Consider the following 21,480-nt stretch of genomic DNA (forward strand, 5'->3'; position numbering starts at 1 on the left):
CCCCGACCCGCCCGCCGCGACACCGCGCTGGGGGCGAGGAAACGCTTCCAGTTCGGACTGAACCGATTTGAGCAGCTTGCAGCGTATTGACGTGCAGGGTTGCCGCAACTACGGAAACGTCACCGCCGCAACCTAAGGCGGGCAAAGACCAGAATTTCCATCCGGCCAGAATTCCATCCGGCCAAAATTCAGTCAGGAATGTCGGCTTTCGACAACTCGGAAAGGGCGCAGGCTGTTATAGCGCGCCCAACTAGCGTGAAGAGGTGACAGGCAAATGAAGATCCTTGTACCCGTGAAGCGGGTTGTGGATGCGAACGTCAAGGTTCGCGTGAAGGCTGATGGTTCGGCGGTGGAGCTCGCCAACGTCAAGATGGCGATGAACCCGTTTGACGAAATCGCGGTGGAAGAAGCAATCCGGCTGAAGGAAGCCGGCAAGGCCGAAGAAATCATCGTCGTCTCGATCGGCCCGCAGCAGGCGCAGGAAACACTGCGCACCGCGCTCGCCATGGGCGCCGACCGCGCCATCCTGGTCAAGACCGACGAACAGACCGAGCCGCTCGGCGTCGCCAAGGTGCTGAAAGGCGTCGTCGACGCCGAGCAGCCCGGCCTCGTCATCCTCGGCAAGCAGGCTATCGACGACGATTCCAACCAGACCGGCCAGATGCTGGCGGCACTGCTGGGCTGGGCGCAGGGCACCTTCGCCTCCAAGATCGTGCTCGACGGCGACAACGCCAAGGTGACGCGCGAGGTCGACGGCGGCCTGCAGACCGTGGAACTGAAGATGCCGGTGATCGTCACCGCCGACCTTCGCCTCAACCAGCCGCGCTATGCCTCGTTGCCCAACATCATGAAGGCCAAGAAGAAGCAGCTCGACGAGAAGACCCCGGCCGACTACGGCGCCGACGTCAAGCCGCGGCTGAAGGTCATCAAGACCGAGGAGCCGAGTGGCCGCAAGGCAGGCGTCAAGGTCAAGAGCGTCGCCGAACTGATCGACAAGCTCAAGAACGAAGCCGGCGTGCTGTAAGCGATCGGGAAAGGAACAAGAAAAATGGCTATTCTCCTCATCGCAGAACACGACAACGCAACGCTTTCCGACCAGACCGCCAAGGCGCTGTCGGCCGCCCTGCAGATCGGCTCGGACGTGCATGTGCTGGTTGCCGGCAAGGGCGCCAAGCCGGCAGCGGACGCTGCCGCCAAGCTCAAGGGCGTGAGCAAGGTGCTGCTGGCCGAAGCCGACGAACTCGCCGAGCGCCTCGCCGAGCCGACGGCAGCACTGGTTGTGTCGCTGGCGGGCGCTTACGACACCATCATCGCGCCGGCGACCTCGTCGGGCAAGAATGTCGCGCCGCGCGTGGCTGCGCTCCTCGATGTCGCGCAGGTGTCCGAGATCATCGAAGTCGTATCGGCCGACACCTTCAAGCGCCCGATCTATGCCGGCAACGCTATCCAGACGGTGCAGTCGAGCGACGCCAAGAAGGTGATCACGGTTCGCACAGCCTCGTTCCAGGCAGCCCCCGAGGGCGGCTCGGCGGCGGTCGAGACCGTCAAGGCCGCGGCCAATCCCGGCCTCTCCACCTTCGTCGAGAACAAGCTTTCCGAGACCGACCGTCCGGAGCTGACCTCGGCCAAGATCATCATCTCGGGTGGTCGTGCGCTGGGTTCGGCGGAGAAGTTCCAGGAGGTCATCCTGCCGGTCGCCGACAAGCTCGGTGCAGCCGTCGGCGCCTCCCGCGCCGCGGTCGATGCCGGCTATGCGCCGAACGACTGGCAGGTCGGCCAGACCGGCAAGGTGGTTGCCCCCGATCTTTACATCGCGGTCGGCATCTCCGGCGCCATCCAGCATCTCGCCGGCATGAAGGATTCGAAGGTCATCGTCGCCATCAACAAGGACGAGGAGGCGCCGATTTTCCAGGTTGCCGACTACGGCCTCGTCGGCGATCTCTTCGTCATTCTGCCGGAGCTGCAAAAGGCGCTTTGACGCTTTCTGCCAAAGGTATTAAATGGTGAGGGTGGGGTAGACGAAGTCGCCCCGCCCTTTTAGTTTGCACCGCACAAAAAGCAGGCCGCAAAGGCGAAAAGCAATCCAGCAAAAGTGCGCAGCGGTTTTCCCGGGAAAAGCGCGTAGCGCTTTCCCTAGGGAATTGCGGTAAAATAAAAAGGTGGAGCGCTTTCGCAGTTCAAGCGGAAGGGCTCAGGACGGGATCGGTGTAATGAGCAAGATCGAGACGATCGGCATCATCGGCGCGGGCCAGATGGGCGGCGGCATCGCCCATGTCTCCGCGCTTTCGGGCTACAAGGTGCTGATCTATGATATTTCGCCCGACCGCATCGAGAAAGGCATCGCCACAATCAGCGGCAACATGGCCCGCCAGGTGGGGTCCGGCAAGCTCGACGAGAAGGTGCGCAACGACGCGATGGGCCGCATTTCGGCCGCGCCCGCGATGGCCGATCTTGCCGGCGCGGATCTGGTGATCGAAGCGGCGACCGAGGACGAGACGGTCAAGCGCAAGATCTACGCCCAGCTCTGTCCGCAGCTCAATCCCGAAGCCATCCTGGCGACCAACACCTCGTCGATCTCGATCACGCGGCTTGCCGCGCAGACCGACCGGCCGGAGCGGTTCATCGGCATACATTTCATGAACCCGGTGCCGCTGATGAAGCTGGTCGAACTGGTGCGCGGCATCGCCACCGAGGACCAGACCTTCGAGGCGGCAAAGACCTATGTGAAGCAACTCGACAAGACGATTACGGTCTCGGAGGATTTTCCGGCCTTCATCGTCAACCGCATCCTGCTGCCGATGATCAACGAGGCGATCTACACCCTCTATGAGGGTGTCGGCTCGGTCGACGCCATCGACACCGCCATGCGGCTCGGCGCCAACCATCCGATGGGGCCGCTGCAGCTGGCCGATTTCATCGGGCTCGATACCTGCCTGTCGATCATGCAGGTGCTGCATGACGGCCTGTCGGACTCGAAGTACCGTCCTTGCCCGCTGCTGGTGAAATATGTCGAGGCCGGCTGGCTCGGCCGCAAAACCGGGCGCGGTTTTTACGATTATCGCGGCGAGCATCCCGTTCCGACGCGCTGAGCGCATCGTCGGCGCAAATCAGGGGCAAGCCTTTCGGCGGTGACAGGCTCGATCAGGAGGCCGCGGCCAGCGGCTCTGTCCGGCCATCCACGATCCGTGCGTCGGGCGCCACGGAGACACAGCCACGGCCGGCCGCCTTGGCCGCATAGCAGGCCGCATCGGCTCTCGCGATGATCTCGTCGACCTCGCCGCAATTGGCATTGATCGCAGCCAATCCGATGCTGGCGCCGATCACGTGAGGACGGCCGTCCCAGGTGAAATCCAGGCCGCCGATCGCATCGATGATGGAGCGCGCCGCGATCTTGGCGCCGGCTGCTGAACCCGATTTCAGAATGACCGCGAATTCGTCGCCGCCGAGGCGAGCGACGATATCGTCTCGACCAAGCACGCCGCGAATCGCCACGGCAACCCGCTTCAGCAGCGCGTCTCCCGCCGCGTGGCCGCCCGTGTCGTTGACCAGTTTGAAGTGGTCGAGATCGATGAACATGAACTGATGTCCGCTGGCTCCGGCCGACTTTGTCGTGTCGCCGGTCGACTTTGTCGTGTCGGCGGTGCCGTCCTTGCGCGCCTGGCCGACTAGGCCCTCCATGGCGCGGATGAAGCTCGAGCGATTGGCAAGGCCGGTCAGCGCATCGTGTGCCGCGGCGTGCGCCAGTTGGCGCTGCAGCGCGCGCGCATCGGTAAAGTCCTGGAAGACGATGACCAGCCCGCAGAATTCGTTCCGTTCGTTGATGATCGGCGACACGACCTGACGGATGCTGCAGCGCGTGTCGTCGCGCCGGATAAGGACGGCGCGGCTGTTCTGGTCGGCCGGCGCCTGAACGCCAACCACGGGCCGGGTCACGCCAATCCTGTGCCCCGTCTCCTCGTCGACCGCCCAGTAGACATGGCCAAGCACCTTGCCGAGGGCCTCGCCGCCGGCAATCCCGGTCAGCTTTTCGGCGACCGGGTTCATGAAGGTGATGCGGTTTGCGGCATCGGTGCAGATGACGGCATCGCCGATCGATTGCAGCGTCACCCTCAGCCGCTCCTTTTCATCGGCAAGCATTGCCGCCGACACAGTGAGGCGCTCTTCGGCCTCCTTGCGACGGGTGATGTCGGTCAGGCTGCCAATGGCCCTGATCAGCCGTCCATCCTCGTCGCGTTCGATAGCCTTGCCGCGGTCGAGTATCCACATCCAGTGGCCATCCTTGTGGCGCATCCTGAATTCGGCCTCAAAGAACGGTGTCTTGCCCTCGAGATGAGCGCGATCCGCTTCGGCGACAGTCTCGCGATCGTCGGGATGAATCATCGTCAGCCAGCTGTCGGTGTCGCCATCGAGCTCGCCATCCGCATAGCCCAGCATCTTGACCCAGGTCGAGGAATAGGTCGTGCCGCCCTTGCGCATGTCGAGGTCCCAGACGCCTTGGCCGGCACCAGCCAGAGCAAAATTCCAACGCGTTTCCGCTTCGGCAATGCGCGCCTCGGCCTGCTTGCGCGCGTCGATGTTCTCGATTTGCGAGACGAGATAGAGCGGACGGCCGCTGTTTTCATCGCGAATGACCGAGCCGGCAAGATGGGCCCAGACGGGCGTTCCGTCCTTCCTGAGATAACGCTTCTCGAAGTGGAAGGAATTGACCGTGCCCGCCTTCAGATCGTCCATCGTCTCCCGCCCGATCTGCAGATCGTCGGGATGCGTGATCTGGAAGAAAGTCAGCGCCTCGATCTCTTCGCTTGTGTAACCAAGCATGGCGGCGAAGGCCGGATTGGTCTGGCGGATGCGACCGTCGAGACCGACAACCACGATGCCGATCGCCGAATCCTCCATGGCGCGGCGGAAGCGCAGTTCGCTCTCGGCAATCTGTTGGCGATCCCTGCTGATCCTGCGGACGGACAGGGCAGCGAGGAACAGCGCGCCCACCGCCATCGCCACCGCGATCTGCAGGCAGAGCTTCAACGCTTCGGTGCCGAGGTCCAGGCGCGAAAGCAGGATCGAGGTCGCCAGCACGCCCAAGCCGGCGACGAGCAACGCCAACCCTGCATGCCCAAGAGATTCTCGGCTGGTCAATCCTCGCCACATCACGATACGTGCCACCCCCGTGCGCAAACGCATGTTCTCGCATCAACCTTGGCGGATCGTTTTTAAGGAAAGGTTGCGTCCGGCATGCCGGCGTGGTCGCCAACCGGCAAACAATTGCCGGCATGATTAAGGATCGGTGCACGGGTCCGCGATCGTTACGAAACGCTACCAGCGTATGAAAAACCGTCCGCCGAGCGCACCGAGCAATGCGAGCGCTGCGATCGCTATCGTGTACCAGGGGGCGACGAAAAGCGGCGAGTCGTCGAAGCAGTGCGCGGCATAGAAGGTTGCCGCCAGCCCGCCGGCGAGCAGGCCCGCCACCGCACCGGCAAGCACCGGCCGTGTCGGCGCGCCATAGCGCAGCATCCACAGGAAGACGGCAAGCGGGCCAATACCGATCAGCGGGATGAAGCCCATGCAGAGCATCATGTTGTTGCCGACCATCCGTGTACCCCACAGCGCCTCCGGCACCATAAAAAGCTCCAGAAGCACCGCCACGGCTACCAGCACTGGCGCCGCGGCCATCCAGGCCATTGCCCGGCCCGTCGAGGCGCCCGGCGTCGACAAGGCACGGATCAGGGCGAAGGCGCTGACGGCCAGCACGATGGTGAAGACGAATTTGGAGAGGAAGCGCATCGTGTGCGCGGCCGCCATGAAGTCTGGGCGCGGGCCAATGGTCAGCAGGAAAACGATGGCCGCGATCACCGCCCCCGCACCGGCGGCCAGCCACCAGGCCGATTGCAGCGGCATCGCCTTGCTGCTTGCATCGGCGTCCAGCGCCTTGATGAGATCGTCCGTCCTCATGTCATTCCCGCCCGAACCGCCCCTACCCGAATCGCTTGGCTATCGCGGCAAGTCCGCGATGCAGCGACACACGCACCGCCGTCTCGCTGATGCCGAACTTCGCCGCCGTCTCACCGATGGACCGCCCTTCCACCGACACGGCCGAGACCACGGCGCGCTGTGCCGGCGACAGGCTGTGCAATGCCCGGTTGATGTCTCGCTCGCTGACGGTCTCGGTTTCCGGCTCGGCGAACGTCTCGGCGATATCGTCGATGTCGATCTCGATGCGCCGTCCGCGCCGCCGGAACGCATCGATCAGCTTGAAGCGGGCGATCGCGTAGATCCACGGCAACACCGGCGCATCCTGGCGCCAGGTATGTCGTTTCACATGAATGGCCAGCAAGGTTTCCTGCACGACATCCTCGGGATCGACCCCGCCCAGCACGATCTTGCGCCTGGCAAAACCGCGAACCAGCGCGGCAATCCGGTGCAGAAAGTCGGCGTAAGCCCTTTCATCTCCCGCGATGGCGGCCCGCATCAGCCGGGAAAGTTCGGCCTCGTCCTTGCCGCTCACAAGAGTTCACTCCCCCGAATTTCGCGTCTCGGCGCTGATTTGTTACGTGGCCGGCGAAATAATGTCCAAGCCAAACTGCCGGCAAATCACGAAAGTTTGCTGCACACTGCGCGCCGATCGCCAGTGCGATATTGCCCCGCGCTCTTGTTCTTGAACTCAAGGCTTGGCGCCGAACATGGCATCCCGGAAAGACCTGAAGCCCTTTCGAACGGTCAGCTTCATTCGTCTGCGACGGTACTTGTTTCTCAGGCGGCCCAAGATCTGGAGATGTGTCTCATCGATATCCGGAGTGGATAGGGGATCGTTAGCATATGGCAGCTGTGCCAAGGCATCTGCATGCATGTTGGCGTAAGGCAACGAATCATATCTGTCGAAGGGTGTGGGAGGGTCGTTCAATACAGTGGGATTGGTGTTGATCTCGAAAACCTGGATGCGACCATCGACAATGGTGTAGTCGATCCTGCCATATGAGATCCCCGCCTTCTCGAAAATCGGCATCAGCTCTACCGCATGCGGATTGTCGCGCACAAAGGCGGTATGCTCGACCCGATGTTGCCCCGACATACCGCCTCCCTGTACCTTTATGAACCACTCCTTGCTGGCGAAGCAGTGTTGCGCATAACTGCGCTCGCCGATCCGATATGCCGAGTATTTTCGGTAGCTGCCATCGGCACCAGCCTTTGCTCCAAACTCCACCACCATGGGGCGAACAAAATTCATCGTACCCAGGTTCGAGAGCGCCTCGCCGAGTTCCGCCGGCGATTGCAACAGCGGCGGCACTTTATAAGCGGCGCCCGTCTCGTCACGCAGAAAGACAGGAAAACGCATTCCCGCCGGCAGAATTTCGGGTCTGTATACATTGAAATCATTGATGCCGTCCGCGAACAGCATACGCAATAGATCGAAACGCTGAAGGCTTTTTCGCGGATGGTTGAGTTGAAACAGATCAGGCTGCTGCGACTTCATTCGCTGGCTGAGATTGGAGCATGCTTCAATCTCTGCTTCGCTCAGTCGGTCCAAATCCGTCCAAAGAACGGTGCCTCTGGAAATCTCAAGCAGATGCGCCCGTTCGTCATAGGGGACAAAGCGCACAGAATCCTGCAAATCAGTTCGAAAATAGAGTAGCAGGCTTGCCAGGGTATAGGCATGCAAGCGATGGCAAACATAGAAGATCATGAGACAACCCGCCCCTACTCATGCACCCATCAACAGCTGGTATCAGAAAATTATCGATTCGATATCGCAATTACGAGCGGCCTTTCGACGATGAAGATGATCGTATTTCAACAACTTGTGGCAGACGACGTTCCGGGCATGGCCGCGATGGAGGCCGCAGCCTGGGGACGACTCGGTGCCAGCGAAAAAACAATTCACCACCGGCTTTCGCTCGGGCATACAATGATCCTGGCCATGGTTGAGAACCTTGTTGCAGGCGCGATCTGCTTCGTGGAAACCAGCCAAGATCCGCACGATACGGGAAGGTTCCCCAAGACCTTCTCCGCCTACTCTTCGCTTGTCAGGAGCCAACCTGCACGGTCACTCTACGTTTACAATCTTGGTGTGCGACCCGAATTCCGCGGCACCGACATGGCACGCCGCCTGTTGTCGCAAATGTCTGACTATGGCCGGCAGGTCGGTGCGCGTTGGTTGGTCGGCGACGGACGTTGCCCGTCCTACGCGGGAGCACAGGACGAGTTGCCCGACAAGGTTCGGCCGGATCCGGAATTTCGTCGGACCATCGACGATTGGCACCGGACCGGTGTCATGCCTTCGGTGGAATCAATAACGAGGGATCCGCTACTGCGGTTCTATAACCGTGTTCTCCGGTGCGAATTTCTACATCTCGCGTCCGATTTTCTACCTGAAGACATGAGTTCCGGCGGATTTCGCGTTATCTTTGCTGTCGATCTTGCCCGATGACAGATCAAGCTGATCTATTTGACCCCATTGCCCATGGCAGCGATGCGTTTCCCGAATTCGCCCGTCGTCGGAGTTCAGGAGGCGCCAGTTGGGGCAAACCTCCTTATCCCGAGGTCGGTGAAGCCTTCTACGTGTTCAGCCATGCGCTTGTTTCCCAGGCCTTGAAACACCCGCTGTTGCTGCAGGCACCGCCGGGCGCCTATCAGGAGGTCAGGCAAAAGATCAGCGCCAATCCGGCCCTGGACCTGTTGACCCGTTCCATGCTGCTGTCCGACCCGCCGCGGCACATGCGCCTGCGCCGCCCATTGGCTGGTTCGCTAAGCTTTTCCTCCAGCAATGGGCTGTTCGACCGGCTTGCGGCCAAAGCGTCGGAACTTACGCAGGCAGCTGTACAAAAACCGGAGTTCGACGCGGTTCGTGATATAGGCCTGCCGCTATCGTTTTCAGGCCTGGAACAGATCCTTGGTATCGACATGGACGATCCCTGGCGGATTGGCGCCGACGCACAGCTTATGGCCAACGCCCTGGAAATAAGGGCCGGAGGCGTAGACGAAGACGCAAACGATGCCTGCCGCCGGTTGGAGGCATGGGTATCCAGCGTAATAGAACACGGTGCTGTGCGCCCAAACGGTATTTCAGCTCAGATGCTTGCCGAAGTCGAGGCTGGCCGCTGGCTGAAAGACGATGCCATTGCAAACATCGTATTCCTGCTCTTTGCCGGGCAGGCGACAGTCGTCGATACCTTCGGCAATGCGCTGGTCGCGCTTGCACGCTTCCCTGAACAGCTTTCGCTGCTTGCAGATGGGAAAGTCAGTTGGTTTTCAGCAGCCGAAGAGCTGCTCCGTTTTTGCGCTCCGGTTCACTATGCCGGAGCGCGTATCGCCGCGGAAGATTTGCAGTTTGGTGGCGCAACCATAAAAGCCGGGCAGGCCGTTGTACCCGTGCTGGCGAGCGCCAATCGAGACATTTCTGTTTTTCCGGCGGGCGACCGGTTGGATTTGGGTTCCGGCATTTCGTCGGCCCTTGCCTTTGGCACCGGACTGCATGCCTGTCTGGGTCAACACGTCGCCCGGTTAGAAATGGCTGTACTGCTGGAGGCCTTGTTCACGCAGGCCAAAGGCTGGTGCTTGGATCTTCCCAGGGTCGTCAGGCGGCATTCGGTGCTTTTCCACGGTTTGCAAGCCGCCCCATTCATCCGGTCGGCCGATCAAACATCGGGTTGAATTCGGCACGCCATTCGCGTCACTTCATCACTTGGAATTGTGAGCCCGACATCAAGCGTTTGTGCTTCAGCGGCCGATTGAAGCAGATCACCAATGTTGACTAAGGCTGTCAGGTATCGGTAGGTGAGCCGGTGCCAACCGAACTTTAGGACAATGACATGAAATACGCTCTTTCCACCCTCGCCAGCGCCACCGCGCTGGCAATCTTGCTGATCGCCAGCCCGTCGATGGCCGAGGATGCCGGCATCATTGTCTACAACGCCCAGCACGAAAGCCTGACCAAGGCGTGGGCCGAAGGCTTCACCAAGGAAACCGGCATCAAGGTCACCGTGCGCAATGGCGGCGACAGCGACTTCTCCAACCAGATCGTCGCTGAGGGCACTGCTTCGCCGGCCGACGTGTTCCTGACGGAAAACTCGCCGGCCATGGTGCTGGTCGAGACGGCCGGCCTGTTCGCGCCGGTCGACGCCGACACGTTGGCACAGGTTCCCCAGGACTATCAGCCGGCCAGCGGCAAATGGGTCGGCGTTGCCGCGCGCAGCACGGTCTTTGCCTATAACAAGACCAAGCTGACCGCCGACCAGTTGCCCAAGTCGATGCTTGACCTCGCCGATCCGAGCTGGAAGGGCCGTTGGGCCGCCTCCCCGTCAGGCGCCGATTTCCAGGCCATCGTCAGTGCCCTGCTCCAGCTCAAGGGCGAAGCCGCTACCGCCGACTGGCTGAAGGCGATGAAAACCAACTTCACCGCCTATAAGGGCAACAGCACGGTGATGAAGGCGGTCAATGCCGGCGAGATCGAAGGCGGCGTGATCTATCACTATTACTACTTCGGCGATCAGGCCAAGACCGGCGAAAACAGCGGGAATGTCGAGCTGCACTATTTCAAGAACCAGGATCCGGGCGCCTTCGTCTCGATCTCCGGCGGCGGCGTGCTGGCTTCGAGCAAGCATCCGAAGGAAGCCCAGGCATTCCTGAAATGGCTGACCGGCAAGGGCGGCCAGGACGTGCTGAAAACCGGCGATTCCTTCGAATACGCTGTCGGCAAGGGTGCGGACTCCAACCCGAAGCTGGTGCCGCTCGCCGATCTGCAGGCGCCGAAGGTCGACGCCACGACGCTGAACTCCAAGAAGGTCACCGACCTGATGACGGCAGCCGGCTTGCTTTAGTTGCCATTCGTCCTAAAAGGACACCCGACCACGCTCCCGCGGGAATTCGCCTTCCGCGGGAGTGATTTTGTTTTTCGAGATGGCATTCGTCGATGACGACACGCTGTGTTCCCGACCGTGATCGCGGTCTTTCAATTGCTGCCGCTGGACGGCAGCGGCACGGCGTCTGACCTGATGCAGTCCGCGGTCGATCTCGCGCGTTCGGGCCTGCCTTCGGGCACAGGCCGAAGGGCCCGGCGACGCGCACCGCTTTGGCTGGTCCTCGCCGCCATCTTCGTTGCGCTGCTGGCGCTGGTGCCGCTCGCCTTCATCATCTGGATCGCGGTGCAGACCGGCTGGGAAACCGTCTCGGCGCTGGTCTTCCGGCCGCGTGTCGGCGAGCTTCTGGTCAACACCGTCCTGCTGGTCGCGCTCTCCGTGCCGATCACCATCGTGCTGTCGGTTGCGCTGGCCTGGCTGACCGAGCGCAGCGACCTGCCGGGCGCCCGGCTCTGGGCCTGGCTCTGCGTGGCGCCGCTCGCCATCCCGGCCTTCGTGCACAGCTATGCCTGGGTCACCATGGTGCCGGGACTGCACGGCCTGTGGGCCGGCGTGCTGGTTTCCGTGATCGCCTATTTCCCGTTCCTGTATCTGCCGGTGTCGGCGGCATTGCGCCGTCTCGATCCCGCCCTCGAGGACGCTGCCGCCGCACTCGGCCTTGGACCCCGGCGCGTGTTCTGGCGGGTCGTGCTGCCGCAATTGCGGCTCGCCATCTGTGGCGGCTCGCTGCTGGTCGGCCTGCATCTGCTGGCCGAGTACGGCCTCTATGTCTTCATCCGCTTCGACACCTTCACCACGGCGATCGTCGACCAGTTCCAGTCGACCTTCAACGGACCGGCCGCCAACATGCTGGCCGGCGTGCTGGTCAGTTGCTGCTTCGTGCTGCTCGGCCTCGAAGTGCTGGTGCGCGGCGAGGAGCGCTATGCCCGCGTCGGCTCAGGTGCGGCGCGCCATCAGCAACGCACGAGCCTCGGACGCGCCACCATCCCGAGCCTGCTCTTGCTTGTCGTCACCACGCTTTTGGCGCTCGGCGTGCCGTTCGTCACCATCGGCGGCTGGCTTGCCGCCGGCGGCGCCGCTGTCTGGCGCCTGGACGAAATCGGCCTGGCGCTTGGGCAGACGCTGTTCCTGGCGGTCGCCGGCGCCTTGCTGGCCACCGTCGCCGCCATGCCGATGGCCTGGATCTCGATCCGCGCGCCGGGGCCATTGCAGCGCCTGCTGGAGGGCTGCAACTACATTGTCGGCTCGTTGCCCGGCGTCGTCATTGCGCTGGCGCTGGTCACCATCACCGTGCGCATCGCGCTGCCGCTCTACCAGACCCTGTTCACGATCCTGGTGGCCTATGCGCTGATGTTCCTGCCGCGCGCGCTGGTCAGCCTGCGGGCGTCGATCGCGCAGGCGCCGGTCGAACTCGAACGCGCTGCTTCCAGCCTCGGCCGGCCGCCGCTGCAGGCGCTGTGGTCGACCACGATCCGCCTGTCGGCGCCAGGTGCCGCGGCCGGCATGGCGCTGGTGGCGCTCGGCATCATGAACGAACTGACCGCCACCCAGATGCTGGCGCCGAACGGCACCCGCACGCTGGCGATGGCGTTCTGGTCCTACAGTGGCGAGATTGATTATGCCTCGGCGGCACCCTACGCCTTCATCATGGTGGCGATGTCGCTTCCCTTGACCTGGCTGCTCTATGTCCAGTCGAAACGGATGGCCGGACGATGAGCTTTCTCGAAATCAGCGGCCTGCACAAGCACTACGGTCCGGTGGCCGCTCTTGCCGGCGTCGACCTGAGCGTCGCCAGTGGTAGCCGCACGGCGATTGTCGGTCCGTCCGGCTGCGGCAAGACGACCTTGCTGCGGCTGATCGCCGGCTTCGAGGCCCCGGACCAGGGCCGCATCACGCTCGATGGCGAGGTGCTGGCCAATGGCGGCGCGGCGGTACCAGCGCATCGCCGCGGCATCGGCGTGGTGGCGCAGGACGGCGCCCTGTTCCCGCATCTGACCATTGCCGACAATATCGGCTTCGGCATGGCCCGAGGCGAGGACAAGCGCGCTGAGCGCATCGTCGAACTCGCCTATATCGTCGGGCTCGACAAGGCGATCCTCAAACGCCGCCCGCACGAACTCTCCGGCGGCCAGCAGCAGCGTGTGGCATTGGCCCGCGCCATGGCGATGAAGCCCAGGCTGATGCTTCTGGACGAGCCGTTCTCGGCGCTCGATACCGGCCTGCGCGCCTCGATGCGCAAGGCGGTAGCCGAGCTGCTGGAAGCCGCCGGCATCACCACCATCCTGGTGACGCACGACCAGGCCGAGGCGCTGTCCTTCGCCAGCCAGGTCGCGGTGATGCGCGACGGCAAGTTCTCGCAGATCGGCACGCCGCGCGAACTCTATCTCAAGCCGAAGGACAGGATGATCGCCGAATTCCTGGGCGACGCCATCATCCTGCCGGCCAAGATATCGAATGGCTTCGCCAACTCGCCGCTCGGCCGCATCGCGGTCGACACCAATGACAGCCGCGATATCGCCCGCATCATGCTTCGCCCGGAGCAGATCGCGCTGAAGAGAACGTCGCGCGAGGGCATGTCCGGCACCTCGGACATGCTGTTCGGCGAAGTGACGGAATCGGAATTCGCCGGCTCGATGTGCACGGTCGCGGTGCGGCTCTTGAACAATGCCGATCCGCCCGATGCGGCAGCGATCGGCAACACGCCGCTGGTCCTGCGCAAACCGGGCATGGACGCGCCGGCGGTCGGCGAGATCGTCCGGCTGACCGTATCGGGAAAGGCGCATGTCTTCGCCTGAACGCCGTATGCGGTTAACCGACGCGCTTTCCTGCCTGATCGAACCAGTGCAGCTTTTCTGCCTTGGCAACCACGCGCAATTGGTTGCCAACCGTGGCGGTGGCGCGACCCGCGACACGCACGACGATGCGGTTGCCGCCTGCCGCACAGTGAAGGAAACTTTCGGCGCCTACCGGTTCGACTGCCTCGACCAGCGCCGGCAGAACGAGCGCGCCGGACGGCGCCTCCGCATTGAAGGTGACGTCGGCATCCTCGGGCCGAAAACCGAGGGTCGCAGCTCTTGCCTCCCGAGGCGCGAAAGCGATCGCCGTGCCGTCTGCGAGCACCGCGCCCGAGGCGCCTTCGGTCAGTGCCAGGAGATTCATCGGCGGCGCGCCGATGAAGGAAGCGACGAAGGTCGAGGCCGGTCTTTCGTAGACGTCGAGCGGCGCCCCCATTTGCTCGACCAGTCCGGCATTCATGACGACGAGAATGTCGGCCAACGTCATCGCCTCGAGCTGGTCATGCGTGACATAGACCGACGTGATGCCAAGCGAGCGTTGCAGGTTCTTTATCTCGACCCGCATCTGGCCACGCAATTTGGCATCGAGATTGGAGAGCGGCTCGTCGAACAGGAAAAGCCTCGGGTTGCGCACAATGGCACGACCCATGGCGACACGCTGGCGCTGGCCGCCGGAAAGCTCCCGCGGGCGGCGGTCGAGCAGCGCCGAAAGTTCCAGTATTTTCGCCGTCGCGCGAACCCGGCTGTCGATCTCGTCTTTCGGCGTGCCGCGGTTGCGCAGCCCATAGGCCATGTTGTCGTAGACTTTCATATGCGGATAGAGCGCATAGTTCTGGAACACCATGGCGATGTCACGCTCGGTCGGACCGATTGAATTGACGATCTTGCCGTCGATCGCAACTGTTCCCGAGGAGATGGTTTCGAGCCCGGCGATCATTCTGAGCAGCGTGGACTTGCCGCAGCCGGATGGGCCGACCAGCACGCAAAGCTCCTTGTCGGGAACGGCGATGGAAACGCCTTTCACGGCCTCGAAACCGCTGGGGTAGACCTTCTTCACATCCTTCAGATCGACGGTCGCCATCAGCTTCTCACTTTTCGGAATCGACCAGGCCGCGAACGAACCAGCGTTGCATCAGCACCACGACCAGGATCGGCGGCACGATGGCCAGCATCGCTGTGACCATGACCAGGTTCCATTGCGTATCGGCATCGGCGAAGGAGACCATCTTTCTGAGCGCGATGACGATCGTGTTCATGTTGCTGCTGTTGGTGACGAGCAACGGCCATAGATACTGCGTCCAGCCATAAATGAAGAGGATGACGAACAGCGCCGCGATATTTGTCCGCGACAACGGCAACAGGATATCGAAGAAGAAGCGCCACGGCCCCGCACCGTCGACACGCGCCGCCTCCACCAGCTCACCTGGAATGGTCATGAAAAACTGTCGAAACAGCAATGTGGCGGTGGCCGAGGCGATCAGCGGGATGATCAAGCCGGCATAAGTGTCGATCATGCCGAGATCGACCATCACCTTGTAGGTCGGCAGGATGCGCACCTCAACGGGAAGCATCAGGGTGATGAAGATCAGCCAGAAGAAGACCATCCGCAGCGGAAAACGGAAGAACACGATCGCATAGGCCGACAGGATCGAGATGAAAATCTTCCCCACCGCGATGCCGAGCGCCATGACCGTGGTGTTGAGCAGCAATCGACCGACGCTGACGCCGCCGATGCGACCGACACCGCCGAACAGCGCTTCGGCGTAATTGTTCCAGAACTGATCGCCGGGCAGGAGCGGCAATGGCGGCCTGAGGATCGTTTGCAGCGTCTGCGTCGAGGCAACGAATGTGTAGTAGATCGGGAAGGCGACGATCAGTATGCCGAGGATCAGCACGACGTGGGCGATGACGGTGCGGAGCGGTGACTGGCCGATCATCGCTCGCCCTCAGCCGTAATGGACTTTGCGTTCCACGTAGCGGAACTGGATGGCCGTGAGCGAGATGACGATGACCATCAGGATGACCGACTGCGCCGCCGAGTCACCGAGGATCAGATTGACGAAGCCGTCATTGTATACCTTGTAGACCAGCGTCTCAGTCGTCTTGCCCGGACCGCCTCCGGTGACGGCATGGACGATGCCGAACGTGTCGAACAGGGCATAGACGGTGTTGACGACCAGCAGGAAGAAGGTCGTCGGCGCAAGCAGCGGGAAGACGATGGTCCAGAATCGCTTGGTCTCGCCGGCGCCGTCCATGGCCGCCGCCTCGATCAAGGCTTTCGGCACCGCCTGCAGGCCGGCGACGAAGAACAGGAAATTGTAGCTGATCTGCTTCCAGGCAGCGGCGGACACCAGCAGGATCATGGCGTGGGTGCCGTTGAGAAGTGGATCCCAGGCGATGCCGAAACTCCTCAGCATGTAGGCCAGCGACCCGATCGACGGGTTGAAGAGGAACAGCCACAGCATACCGGCGATCGCCGGCGCCACTGCGTAGGGCCAGATCAAGAGCGTGCGGTAAAGACCTTTGCCGCGCACCACCTTCTCTGCCATGACCGCAAGCAGGAGCGCCACGCACATGGCGACGATAGCGGTCGCAAGGGAAAACACCACCGTGACCTTGATCGAGTTCAGGTAGGCCGGATCGGCAAGCACTTTCCTGAAATTGGCGAACCAGACGAACTTGGTCCTCAGTCCGAACGGGTCCTGCCTGAGCATGGATTGGTAGAACGCCTGACCGGCCGGCCAGTAGAAAAAAACGAGCGTGATGGCCAGTTGCGGCGCCACAAGCAGGTAGGGAAGGACCTTGTTGGGAAACACGACGCGAGGGGTCATGGAGCCACTCCGAGGTGATGAGGCGGGCGGCACCATGTGGCACCCCTCTTCGCCAAGATGGCTTTGATGAGCGTTTCGGCGTTGGCGTCATCGAGCATTGGCGAAATCGCAAGGGACGGCAAAACTCCCCTCGCCGAGGGGAGACGCCTGGCAGGACAGGTGGGTGCGCCGTAGAGCAAGGACCTGCGCTCGCTCTAATTCCCCAGCGCTTCCTTGATCGCCGCATTGCCACGCGTAACCGCATTGTCGAGCGCCTGCTGTGCGGTTTGCTGGCCGGCGAGCATCTTCTCGAACTCCTCGTTCTGGATATCGCGCACCTGCGGCAGGTTCGGCAGACGTACGCCCTTGGAATTGTCGGTCGGCGCCTTACCCGTCATCTGCAGGATCGGGGTCTCGCGACCGACGTTCTTGTCATAGAAACCGGACTTCTTGGTCGCTTCATAAGCCGCCAGCGTCACCGGCAGGTAACCCGACTTCTGGTGCAGGTATTCTTGCACCTCGGTCTTCGACAGGTAGGCGAAGAAGGCCGCGACGCCCTTGTATTCCTCGTCGGATTTATCAGCGAAAACCCACAGGCTGGCGCCACCCGGCGTCGTGTTCTGCGGCGCGCCCTTGGCGTCGCTGTCATAGGGCAATTGGCCGATGCCGTAATTCATGCCGGACTTGACGATATCGCCAAGTCCGCCGGAGGATTCGGTCATGATCCCGCATTCGCCCGCAAGGAATATCTGCTTGGCTTCCGAGGTGCGGCCGCCATATTTGAAGGTGCCGTCCTTGGCGAGGTCTGCGAGCGCTTGGAAATGGTTGACGAAAATCGGCGCATTGATCTTGAGCTCGACATCGCCGCCGGCCAGACCGTTCTGCTGGGTGGCCCATGACACGTCATTCCAGGCCGCGAAATTCTCCAGATGGATCCAGGTCAGCCAGGTCGAGGTGTAGCCGCAGGCGGCTGCGCCGCTCGCCTTGATCTTCTTGGCGTCTTCCCACACCTCATTCCAGGTCTTGGGTGGGCTGTCGACGTCGAGACCAGCCTTCTTGAAGATATCCTTGTTGTAATAAAGGATCGGCGAGGAGGAGTTGTAGGGGAAGGAGAGCATGGTGCCGTCCGGCTTCGAATAATAGCCGACTATGCCTGGCAGATACTGGCTCTTGTCGAAGGTCATTCCAGCGCTGGTCAACACATCGGCTGCCGGCTTGATTGCGCCTTCGGCTGCCATCATCACGCCGGTACCGACGTCGAACACCTGCATGATATCGGGCGCCTGGCCCGCGCGGTAGGCGGCGATGCCGGCATTCAGCGTCTCGGGATACGTGCCTTTGAACACCGGAACGAGTTCATAGTCGCTCTGGCTGGCATTGAAATCTTTGGAGATCTTGTCGACAACTTCGGCATTGGCGCCAGTCATGGCGTGCCACCAACTGATCTGCGTGACAGCAAAAGCGGAGGTTGAGGAAAGCAGCATAAAGGTGGCGGCAACACCGGCCGCGAAGCCGAAGGACTTCATGTTTCATCTCCCGTTTGTCATTGGCGAAAGGGGCACTCCCGCAAAGGCAATATGTGTCGCTCGTGACAATCAGACAACGGTTTTGTTGCAGATCGACGAACTTCACCCTTTACCTCACGCCACCCTCGCCTCCGCTTTGAGACATGGAAAGCCACACGGTTAGCCGGCTTAGCGCGACGACAAGCGCGCCAGGAACTACCATCGGAACTGCCAAGCTGGCTTCGGCGTGTCAGCCCTGATTGCAGCCGCCGCAACCCGAAGAGACACGCCAAGGTTGCAGGCGACTTTATCGATCCCTCAACGGCAACGCGCTACTCAATCCTGCTGCCCTGTTTATTTCCAAAGATCAGGTGAAATAAAATGCTGACGGTCTACAATTGTATCGTCAACGAACACGATCTGAGACTGGTCGCACTTGCCGCGCTGATCTGCGGAATTTCCTGTTTCTCTGCCGTCAACCTGCTTCATCACATAAGCCGCTCCACCGATCGGAACCGGCTTGCCTGGCTGATGATCGCGGCCACTTCGACCGGCTTCGGCATCTGGGCAACGCACTTCATCGCCATGCTCGCATTCACACCGGGCATACCCAGTGCTTACGATCCCGCACTCTCCGTGCTTTCGCTCGCTGCTTCGGTCACTCTGACGGCAGCCGGCATGTGGATCGCCACCTTGCGGAATGAGTTCGATTATCATCTCGTCGGCGGCGCCGTGCTGGGCGGCGGTATCGCGGCCATGCACTACATTGGTATGGCGGCGTTCGAGGTTCAGGGCCGCATCGAGTGGAACCTGTTGCTTGTCGCCGTTTCCCTTCTGGCCGGCGTAACGCTCGCGGCGCTGGCGCTGCGTGTCGTGCAGCGCCGCCCCTCCCTGAAGGCGACATCCGGCGGCGCGGTGCTGCTGACGCTGGCAATCTGCACCCTGCATTTCATCGGCATGGGTGCCGTCTCGATCTTCCCCGATCCCTCGATCGTCATATCCGAATACACGATCGAGCCGACCTCGCAGGCTTTCGCCGCCGCCGCCGCCACATTGGTGATTCTGGTCCTGTCGGCATCGGCGCTGTGGATCGATTTGCGCTTCCGTCGCCAGAAGCTCGAGGTCGACCGCATGCACGGCCTGGCCAATGCCGCCGTGGAGGGGCTGATCGTCTGCGACGGCAACCGCATCATCAGTGCCAATGACAGCATGGCGACATTGACGGGCATCGCAACAGCGACGCTGAACGGAATGCAGCTTGGCGATCTCTTCGGATCCGACATGTCAGGCTTCGGCGAACAGCCGCAGGAGGCCGAATTGAGCGGCCGCGATGGCACGAGCATTCCTGTCGAGCTGATCGCCAGGAGCATCGACTACTGTGGCAAACCGCACAACGTGGTCGCGGTCCGCGACATTCGCGAGCGCAAGAAGGCGGAACAGGAGATCCTGCGGCTTGCCCATTTCGATCCATTGACCGGACTGGCCAATCGCCGCAGCTTTTCCGGCCGGCTGGAGACGGAAATTGCTGCGATGGGCCGGACCAGGAAAGGCGGCCAGCTTGCGCTTCTGCTGCTCGATCTCGACCGGTTCAAGGAGGTCAACGACCTGTATGGGCACGGCGCGGGCGACGCCATGCTGCAGAAGGTTGCGCATTGCGTTACCGGCATTCTTCGCCAAGGACAGATGGTGGCGCGACTGGGCGGCGATGAGTTCGCCATCATCGCGCCGAACCTGACCGACCCGTTGGAGGCGGGCCGTATCGCCGACGCGGTGCTGACCGCCATGCGCGAGGAAAACCGGCTTTCTGTCGGCGGCGGCCTTGTGTCGGCCAGCATCGGCATAGCGCTGTATCCATCGGATGCCGAGAACCAGGCCAGCCTGATAAGCCACGCCGATACGGCACTCTACCGGGCCAAGACCGAAGGCAAGGACACCTACCGTTATTTCGAAGCTTCGATGGGGGCCGAGGCCCGCGACAAGCGCGTGATGGAGCACGAGCTGCGCCAGGCGGTCGCACGCCAGGAGTTCTACCTCGTCTACCAGCCGCAGAAAGAGATCAGCAGCGGAAAGATGGTCGGCTTCGAAGCGCTGGTCCGCTGGCGGCATCCGACGCGCGGCGACGTGTCGCCGAGCATATTCATCCCGGTGGCCGAAGACAGCGGAGCCATTGGCCAGATTGGCGAATGGGTGCTGACGGCTGCCTGCGAGGAAGCCGCCCGCTGGGGAAATCCGCTGACGGTGGCCGTCAACGTTTCGGCGGTGCAGCTCCACAACACGAATTTCAGCCGCAAGGTCCACGAAACCTTGCTGAATTCCGGCCTGGCGCCCGGCAGGCTCGAGCTTGAGATCACCGAGACGGCGCTTGTTAAGGACATGCCGCGGGCACTGGCCACCTTGCGGCAGGTCAAGGCGCTGGGCGTGCGCGTCGCCATGGACGATTTTGGAACAGGCTATTCCTCGCTCTCCAACCTTCGCGCCTTCCCCTTCGACAAGATCAAGATCGATGGCTCCTTCATCAAGTCCGTCGACAAGAACGGCCAGGTCGCGGCGATCGTGCGCGCCGTCCTGGGACTTGGACGCGGTCTCGGCCTGCCGGTTCTGGCGGAAGGTGTCGAGACGCTCGGCGAACTGAAATTCCTGGACGCCGAAGCCTGCGAGATCGGCCAGGGCTATTACATCGGCAGGCCAGCTCTCATCGAGGAATTCGGCGAGCTGACCGGTGTCGTCGCACCCGCTGTCGGCAGCAAACCCGCCACCTTGCGCGACAGAAGCGTTCTGGCCTTCGCACCCGCGCCTGTCCTCAATAGGGCTTAAAAACTCTCGGGCTTGAGTGCCGTCTCGATCAGCCGCCTGGCGTCCGGCCCCGACCATTCGGCCGGGCCGTTCATATGGGCGATCAGGCAGCCTTCGCCGTCGATCAGCATGGTAACGGGAAGGCCTAGCGCCAGGCCGCGCTTCTTGAGGTCGTTGAACAGCGCCATCGTCGAATCCCGGTAATAATCGAGCGTCGTGACGCCGGTATCGCTGAGGAACTTCTTCGGCTTCACATCGTCGCCGGCATCGACATTGACGGCGACCACTTCAAAGGAGTCGCTGCCCTTTTCCTTCTGCAGCGCATCGAGCGCCGGCATTTCGGCACGGCACGGCGCGCACCATGTCGCCCACAGATTGAGCAGCACCGTCTTGCCGGCATGATCGGCAAGCGTCATCGGCTTGCCGTCCGGGCCATTGAAGGCAAGGCTCTTCAGGGATTGTGGCGGATCGGCCGGCAAAAGTGCCGCAACCTCACCGGTGGCCGACGCCGCGATTTTCTTGGCGCGGTCGCTCTTGGCCGCGCAGGCGACATCGTCCTTGCTCTCATCCACGGCAGCTTGTGCCGGTGCATTGTTGCCAGACCGGCTCTCGCTGACATATACCGCGACCGCGCCCGCCAGCGCGCCCGCCACCAAGGCGGCGAGGATCAGGCGCGGGGCCGGGAAGAATCTACTACCGTCTGCCATTTTTTCAAAACTGCTCC

General features: G+C 62.1%; 18 protein-coding genes. 9 read left to right on the forward strand and 9 right to left on the reverse strand.

Annotated elements, in window-relative coordinates; all coding sequences use genetic code 11:
* Positions 1 to 274 precede the first annotated feature (274 nt).
* The 3 genes from EOA19_RS20520 (at position 275) to EOA19_RS20530 (ending at position 3,089) form a co-directional block, all read left to right on the forward strand.
* Entirely contained in the window at positions 275 to 1,024 is a 750-nt protein-coding gene (locus tag EOA19_RS20520) for an electron transfer flavoprotein subunit beta/FixA family protein (protein ID WP_023811130.1), read from the forward strand.
* A gap of 24 nt (positions 1,025 to 1,048) precedes the next feature.
* Complete coding sequence (locus tag EOA19_RS20525) at positions 1,049 to 1,978, forward strand: electron transfer flavoprotein subunit alpha/FixB family protein (protein ID WP_128304638.1); 930 nt, start codon at positions 1,049 to 1,051, stop codon at positions 1,976 to 1,978.
* A 232-nt stretch (positions 1,979 to 2,210) separates the two neighbouring features.
* Entirely contained in the window at positions 2,211 to 3,089 is an 879-nt protein-coding gene (locus EOA19_RS20530) for a 3-hydroxybutyryl-CoA dehydrogenase (protein WP_013529423.1), read from the forward strand.
* Positions 3,090 to 3,141: 52 nt separating this feature from the next.
* Here EOA19_RS20530 and EOA19_RS20535 read toward each other — a convergent pair whose 3' ends face one another.
* The 4 genes from EOA19_RS20535 to EOA19_RS20550 all read right to left on the reverse strand — a co-directional run bounded on the left by EOA19_RS20535 (position 3,142) and on the right by EOA19_RS20550 (position 7,681).
* A complete protein-coding gene (locus EOA19_RS20535) occupies positions 3,142 to 5,103 on the reverse strand; it encodes a PAS domain S-box protein (RefSeq protein ID WP_245486232.1) in 1,962 nt (653 codons plus the stop codon).
* 210 nt (positions 5,104 to 5,313) lie between these two features.
* A complete protein-coding gene (locus tag EOA19_RS20540) occupies positions 5,314 to 5,952 on the reverse strand; it encodes an NrsF family protein (protein ID WP_023811127.1) in 639 nt (212 codons plus the stop codon).
* Positions 5,953 to 5,974: 22 nt separating this feature from the next.
* Positions 5,975 to 6,505, reverse strand: a complete 531-nt coding sequence (locus tag EOA19_RS20545) for a sigma-70 family RNA polymerase sigma factor (RefSeq protein WP_128304640.1) — start codon at positions 6,503 to 6,505, stop codon at positions 5,975 to 5,977.
* 156 nt (positions 6,506 to 6,661) lie between these two features.
* Positions 6,662 to 7,681: a hypothetical protein gene (locus EOA19_RS20550; protein ID WP_023811126.1), complete on the reverse strand. Its 1,020-nt coding sequence runs from the start codon at positions 7,679 to 7,681 to the stop codon at positions 6,662 to 6,664.
* On the opposite strand from EOA19_RS20550, the gene EOA19_RS20555 reads away from it, so the two are divergent.
* The 5 genes from EOA19_RS20555 to EOA19_RS20575 all read left to right on the forward strand — a co-directional run bounded on the left by EOA19_RS20555 (position 7,652) and on the right by EOA19_RS20575 (position 13,648).
* Positions 7,652 to 8,425, forward strand: coding sequence for a GNAT family N-acetyltransferase (locus EOA19_RS20555; protein WP_196815322.1), 774 nt, complete (start codon positions 7,652 to 7,654; stop codon positions 8,423 to 8,425). The two genes, EOA19_RS20550 and EOA19_RS20555, sit on opposite strands and share 30 nt — an antisense overlap.
* The gene (locus EOA19_RS20560) at positions 8,422 to 9,648 is read left to right on the forward strand and encodes a cytochrome P450 (RefSeq protein WP_128304641.1); all 1,227 of its coding nucleotides are present in this window, start codon (positions 8,422 to 8,424) and stop codon (positions 9,646 to 9,648) included. Before EOA19_RS20555 ends, EOA19_RS20560 begins: the two co-directional genes overlap by 4 nt.
* A gap of 158 nt (positions 9,649 to 9,806) precedes the next feature.
* A complete protein-coding gene (locus EOA19_RS20565) occupies positions 9,807 to 10,814 on the forward strand; it encodes an iron ABC transporter substrate-binding protein (protein WP_128304642.1) in 1,008 nt (335 codons plus the stop codon).
* A 174-nt stretch (positions 10,815 to 10,988) separates the two neighbouring features.
* Positions 10,989 to 12,569: an iron ABC transporter permease gene (locus EOA19_RS20570; RefSeq protein ID WP_164892980.1), complete on the forward strand. Its 1,581-nt coding sequence runs from the start codon at positions 10,989 to 10,991 to the stop codon at positions 12,567 to 12,569.
* Entirely contained in the window at positions 12,566 to 13,648 is a 1,083-nt protein-coding gene (locus EOA19_RS20575) for an ABC transporter ATP-binding protein (protein WP_128304644.1), read from the forward strand. Before EOA19_RS20570 ends, EOA19_RS20575 begins: the two co-directional genes overlap by 4 nt.
* Before the next feature lie 13 nt (positions 13,649 to 13,661).
* On the opposite strand, the gene EOA19_RS20580 is transcribed toward EOA19_RS20575, so the two are convergent.
* The 4 genes from EOA19_RS20580 to ugpB all read right to left on the reverse strand — a co-directional run bounded on the left by EOA19_RS20580 (position 13,662) and on the right by ugpB (position 17,984).
* Positions 13,662 to 14,729 (reverse strand): sn-glycerol-3-phosphate import ATP-binding protein UgpC, encoded by a 1,068-nt coding sequence (locus tag EOA19_RS20580; protein WP_128304645.1) that lies wholly within the window; start codon positions 14,727 to 14,729, stop codon positions 13,662 to 13,664.
* A gap of 7 nt (positions 14,730 to 14,736) precedes the next feature.
* Positions 14,737 to 15,585 (reverse strand): sn-glycerol-3-phosphate ABC transporter permease UgpE, encoded by an 849-nt coding sequence (ugpE, locus tag EOA19_RS20585; protein ID WP_128304646.1) that lies wholly within the window; start codon positions 15,583 to 15,585, stop codon positions 14,737 to 14,739.
* A 9-nt stretch (positions 15,586 to 15,594) separates the two neighbouring features.
* Positions 15,595 to 16,479 carry a sn-glycerol-3-phosphate ABC transporter permease UgpA gene (gene ugpA, locus EOA19_RS20590; protein WP_027038135.1) on the reverse strand — a complete coding sequence of 295 codons (885 nt, stop codon included), beginning with the start codon at positions 16,477 to 16,479 and terminating at the stop codon, positions 15,595 to 15,597.
* Positions 16,480 to 16,673: 194 nt separating this feature from the next.
* Positions 16,674 to 17,984 (reverse strand): sn-glycerol-3-phosphate ABC transporter substrate-binding protein UgpB, encoded by a 1,311-nt coding sequence (ugpB, locus tag EOA19_RS20595; RefSeq protein ID WP_023811116.1) that lies wholly within the window; start codon positions 17,982 to 17,984, stop codon positions 16,674 to 16,676.
* A gap of 360 nt (positions 17,985 to 18,344) precedes the next feature.
* On the opposite strand from ugpB, the gene EOA19_RS20600 reads away from it, so the two are divergent.
* Complete coding sequence (locus EOA19_RS20600) at positions 18,345 to 20,777, forward strand: EAL domain-containing protein (RefSeq protein WP_128304647.1); 2,433 nt, start codon at positions 18,345 to 18,347, stop codon at positions 20,775 to 20,777.
* On the opposite strand, the gene EOA19_RS20605 is transcribed toward EOA19_RS20600, so the two are convergent.
* The gene (locus EOA19_RS20605) at positions 20,774 to 21,463 is read right to left on the reverse strand and encodes a TlpA disulfide reductase family protein (protein WP_128304648.1); all 690 of its coding nucleotides are present in this window, start codon (positions 21,461 to 21,463) and stop codon (positions 20,774 to 20,776) included. The genes EOA19_RS20600 and EOA19_RS20605 overlap by 4 nt on opposite strands.
* Between the last annotated feature and the right edge of the window lie 17 nt (positions 21,464 to 21,480).

The organism is Mesorhizobium sp. M7A.F.Ca.US.010.02.1.1, assembly GCF_004023085.1.
Lineage (GTDB): Bacteria > Pseudomonadota > Alphaproteobacteria > Rhizobiales > Rhizobiaceae > Mesorhizobium.

Bases quoted from the DNA above. Each gene is read 5' to 3' on its own strand.
- EOA19_RS20520 (WP_023811130.1), top strand. From the start codon at position 275: ATGAAGATCCTTGTACCCGTGAAGCGGGTTGTGGATGCGAACGTCAAG.
- EOA19_RS20525 (WP_128304638.1), top strand. From the start codon at position 1,049: ATGGCTATTCTCCTCATCGCAGAACACGACAACGCAACGCTTTCCGAC.
- EOA19_RS20530 (WP_013529423.1), top strand. From the start codon at position 2,211: ATGAGCAAGATCGAGACGATCGGCATCATCGGCGCGGGCCAGATGGGC.
- EOA19_RS20540 (WP_023811127.1), bottom strand. From the start codon at position 5,952: ATGAGGACGGACGATCTCATCAAGGCGCTGGACGCCGATGCAAGCAGC.
- EOA19_RS20555 (WP_196815322.1), top strand. From the start codon at position 7,652: ATGCAAGCGATGGCAAACATAGAAGATCATGAGACAACCCGCCCCTAC.
- EOA19_RS20550 (WP_023811126.1), bottom strand. From the start codon at position 7,681: ATGATCTTCTATGTTTGCCATCGCTTGCATGCCTATACCCTGGCAAGC.
- EOA19_RS20560 (WP_128304641.1), top strand. From the start codon at position 8,422: ATGACAGATCAAGCTGATCTATTTGACCCCATTGCCCATGGCAGCGAT.
- EOA19_RS20565 (WP_128304642.1), top strand. From the start codon at position 9,807: ATGAAATACGCTCTTTCCACCCTCGCCAGCGCCACCGCGCTGGCAATC.
- EOA19_RS20570 (WP_164892980.1), top strand. From the start codon at position 10,989: ATGCAGTCCGCGGTCGATCTCGCGCGTTCGGGCCTGCCTTCGGGCACA.
- EOA19_RS20575 (WP_128304644.1), top strand. From the start codon at position 12,566: ATGAGCTTTCTCGAAATCAGCGGCCTGCACAAGCACTACGGTCCGGTG.
- EOA19_RS20580 (WP_128304645.1), bottom strand. From the start codon at position 14,729: ATGGCGACCGTCGATCTGAAGGATGTGAAGAAGGTCTACCCCAGCGGT.
- ugpE (WP_128304646.1), bottom strand. From the start codon at position 15,585: ATGATCGGCCAGTCACCGCTCCGCACCGTCATCGCCCACGTCGTGCTG.
- ugpA (WP_027038135.1), bottom strand. From the start codon at position 16,479: ATGACCCCTCGCGTCGTGTTTCCCAACAAGGTCCTTCCCTACCTGCTT.
- ugpB (WP_023811116.1), bottom strand. From the start codon at position 17,984: ATGAAGTCCTTCGGCTTCGCGGCCGGTGTTGCCGCCACCTTTATGCTG.
- EOA19_RS20600 (WP_128304647.1), top strand. From the start codon at position 18,345: ATGCTGACGGTCTACAATTGTATCGTCAACGAACACGATCTGAGACTG.
- EOA19_RS20605 (WP_128304648.1), bottom strand. From the start codon at position 21,463: ATGGCAGACGGTAGTAGATTCTTCCCGGCCCCGCGCCTGATCCTCGCC.